The sequence below is a fragment of the Longimicrobium sp. genome, assembly GCA_036387335.1.
Classification (GTDB): Bacteria; Gemmatimonadota; Gemmatimonadetes; order Longimicrobiales; family Longimicrobiaceae; genus Longimicrobium.
In genome coordinates this window covers 1-2,805 of the sequence record DASVTZ010000074.1, presented here as the reverse complement: position 1 = coordinate 2,805, position 2,805 = coordinate 1, and the positions used below count along the sequence as shown (strand labels likewise).

The 2,805-nt window shown below is 70.0% G+C and carries 3 protein-coding genes; all 3 read right to left on the bottom strand.

Annotated elements, in window-relative coordinates:
* On the bottom strand, positions 1-867 hold an 867-nt coding region (locus VF647_06480; GenBank protein ID HEX8451722.1), incomplete at its 3' end, for a ParA family protein.
* A 128-nt stretch (positions 868-995) separates the two neighbouring features.
* Positions 996-1,217 carry a hypothetical protein gene (locus VF647_06475; protein HEX8451721.1) on the bottom strand — a complete coding sequence of 74 codons (222 nt, stop codon included), beginning with the start codon at positions 1,215-1,217 and terminating at the stop codon, positions 996-998.
* Positions 1,218-1,436: 219 nt separating this feature from the next.
* Positions 1,437-2,805 (bottom strand): amidohydrolase family protein (locus tag VF647_06470; protein ID HEX8451720.1); only part of this gene is annotated, 1,369 nt, incomplete at its 5' end.

Here is a 2,805-nt window from a genome sequence, read left to right as displayed (position 1 = left end):
TGCCGCCACCTCCATCTCCAGCCCGATCCCGAGCTGCTCTCCGTCAAGGCGCGGCGCCGCGCCGCGTCCCTCGATCCCCACGCGCTCCATCCACTCCGCCGCCACCTCGCGGAAGAGGGGCGCGGCCGGCGTGCTCACCCGGTACAGCCGCTCGTACAGCTCCACCGGCATCCGCATCCCGCGCGACGATCCGATCACGCCACGCATCGGAAAGACGGTGCGGAAGACGTCCTCCGGGAAGCAGTCGCGGTAGAAACGGACGTACTGGTCGCCCTCGGAGGTGCGGCGGTACTGGTTGATGAGGAAGCCGGCGCGGCGCAGCGCAGGGTTGAAGTCGGCGCACACCTGGTCCACCGTGCCGATCAGCTTGAGCACGCCGCTGGCCGAGAAGTCGTCCGGCGTGGCGACCACGGTGTAGCTGTGCGCCGCCGCCAGCGCCACCTGCAGCCAGATCCCGCCCGACGGCGGCGTGTCGATCAGCACCACGTCGATCTCGTCGGGGATCGCCTCGGAGAGGAGCGACGCGACGGAGTGGATCACCCGTCCGCGCCGCGCATCGTCGCGCGCCATCTCGTACGCCACCAGCTTTTCCGACCCCGGCAGCGTCCAGAGCGTCGGGAAGCTTTTCTGCACGGCCGCCTCGGCGATGGTGGAGCGTCCCTCCAGCACGTCGGCGAAGGTGGGCCCGTAGCCTGGATCGGTGTAGTCGGACCCCAGCAGCGCCGCCGTGGCGTTGCACTGCGGGTCCGCGTCGATGACCAGCGTGCGGAGCCCATAGGCCCCGGCCAGCGTGCCGGCCACGTTGACCGTCATGCTGGTCTTGCCCGCACCGCCCTTCTGGACGGTGAAGCAGGTGATGTGTGCCATGTGCGAGGGACGAGGCGTTGCGGGTGTGAGTAAGGACCGGGCGTAAAGATGCCTTGCCCCGGGCTCCGGAGCAAGGCATCTCTCTTTACTCACCGCGTTTCAACAGGTTTACCCGGTAAATCGTCCGCTCAGTTCCCCATCCCGCCCATGATCCCCGCGAAGATCCCACCAAAGATGGCGCCGATGATCCCGAACACGATCATGATGATGATGCCCGCGGGGATGGAAGCGATCGCGACCTTGATCATCAGGACGATCAGGTCGCCGATGCCGATGTCTATTCCCGTGATGCGGACGCCGCCAGCCGTGGATTGCGTGTTGACGTAGGGCGCGTGCGGTGTGTTGTCCATGGAAGCTCCGAAAGGTGCGATGGGTAGGATGCGGGTAGCCGCCCGCCTGCGGTACTGCAGATGTATGGGACGGCGCAGGGAGGGAGCAGATCGTCGGCGCTCCGTCACCTGCGGAACTGTTCGGGCAGGAAAGCGGGGACCCACAGAAAGCATCGGCAACAACGTACTCTTCGCGGCGCCGCTACGCCAGATTCTCGTGCGGCGCCGCGTGAATGCAGGTCAGCGGTACTCCAGCTCCCGCCGCGTCCACACCTTACCTCCACGCACCACGCGCGAGACCCTGCGGTAGTTCGCGACGTCCGCGAGAGGATTGGCGTCGAGGATCACGAGGTCGGCAACCTTGCCTCGCTCCACCGTCCCGATGTCGTTCCGCCCCATCGCCCGCGCGCCGTTGCGCGTGCTGGCGACGAGCACGTCCATCGGCGAGAGCCCGGCTTCGGCCATGGCCGCCATCTCGCGGTACACGGAGGGGCCGTGCAGCGTGAGGGGATTGCCGGCGTCGGTGCCCATCACCACGGGAATCCCCGCCGCGTGGACGCGACGCAGGTTCGCCAGCATGAGCCGGTATTCCTCCGCGGCCCGCGCCCTGATCGCCGCGCCGTTGCCGCCGGCCGGCGGAAGCGAGTCGGTCAGGAAGGCCTTGGCGCGGGTGGCCGGATCGACGCACTCCATCGCGAGCCCCCGCGGGTCGAAGCGCCGCTCGCGCAGCTGCAGGTAGCCTTCCTGCACCGTCAGAGTCGGGTTGTACGATGCGCCCGCCTCGCGCGCGAGCCGCAGGAATTCGTCGTCCACCGCCACGTCATCCACCGAGTGCACCAGCAGCTTGGCGCCCGCGCGCAGGGCGTCCTTGGCGGCCCACAGGTCGGTGGCGTGCACGATCAGGGGAATCCCCGCGCGCCGCGCCTCCTCCGCCGCCACGCGGATGCGCGACTTGGATGCGGCGGTGTCCGGCGAGTTCGCGCCCACCAGGTACCACACCTTCACCGCGTCGCTCCCCCACGCGGCGATCATGCGCGCCCCGGCCCGCGTCGCCGAGTCCGTGGCGGTGTGCACGAACTGCCGCTGCGCCGGCAGGTTCAGCCAGTGGTCGCGCGTGGAGAGGAGCGGGCCCGCCGCCGCCACGTGCGGCGCCGCGGTCGACCTCTCCGCCCCTTCCCGCAGCGCCCAGGTCCACGGATAACCACCCACGTCGAACGTCGCCGTCACCCCCGAGCAGAGGTGGCTGCGATAGAACCGCTCCGGATGCGCCTGCAGCGACGCGATCGTGGAGTCGTACGGAAAGCGCGCGCGCATGTCGAGCGCGTCCGGGCGCCCGTCGGCCCATCCGGTCTGCGAGTAGTGCACGTGCGCGTCCACCAGCCCCGGGATCACGTACTTCCCGCGCACGTCCACCCGCCGCGCCCCCGCCGGCACCGCGCACCCCGGCCCCGCGCACACGATCCTCCCCTCCCGCATCACCACCGTCGCGCCCGCGATCGGCCCGCGCCCGGTCCCGTCGATCAGCGTGCCACCCACCAGCGCCGTGACCGGCCCACCCGCGCCTGCCTGTGCGGAAAGCTGCTCCCGCCCGAACAGGAGGATGAGAACG

Excerpts from the sequence above, each read along its gene's own strand:
- VF647_06475 (HEX8451721.1), bottom strand. The coding sequence starts at position 1,217 with ATGGACAACACACCGCACGCGCCCTACGTCAACACGCAATCCACGGCT.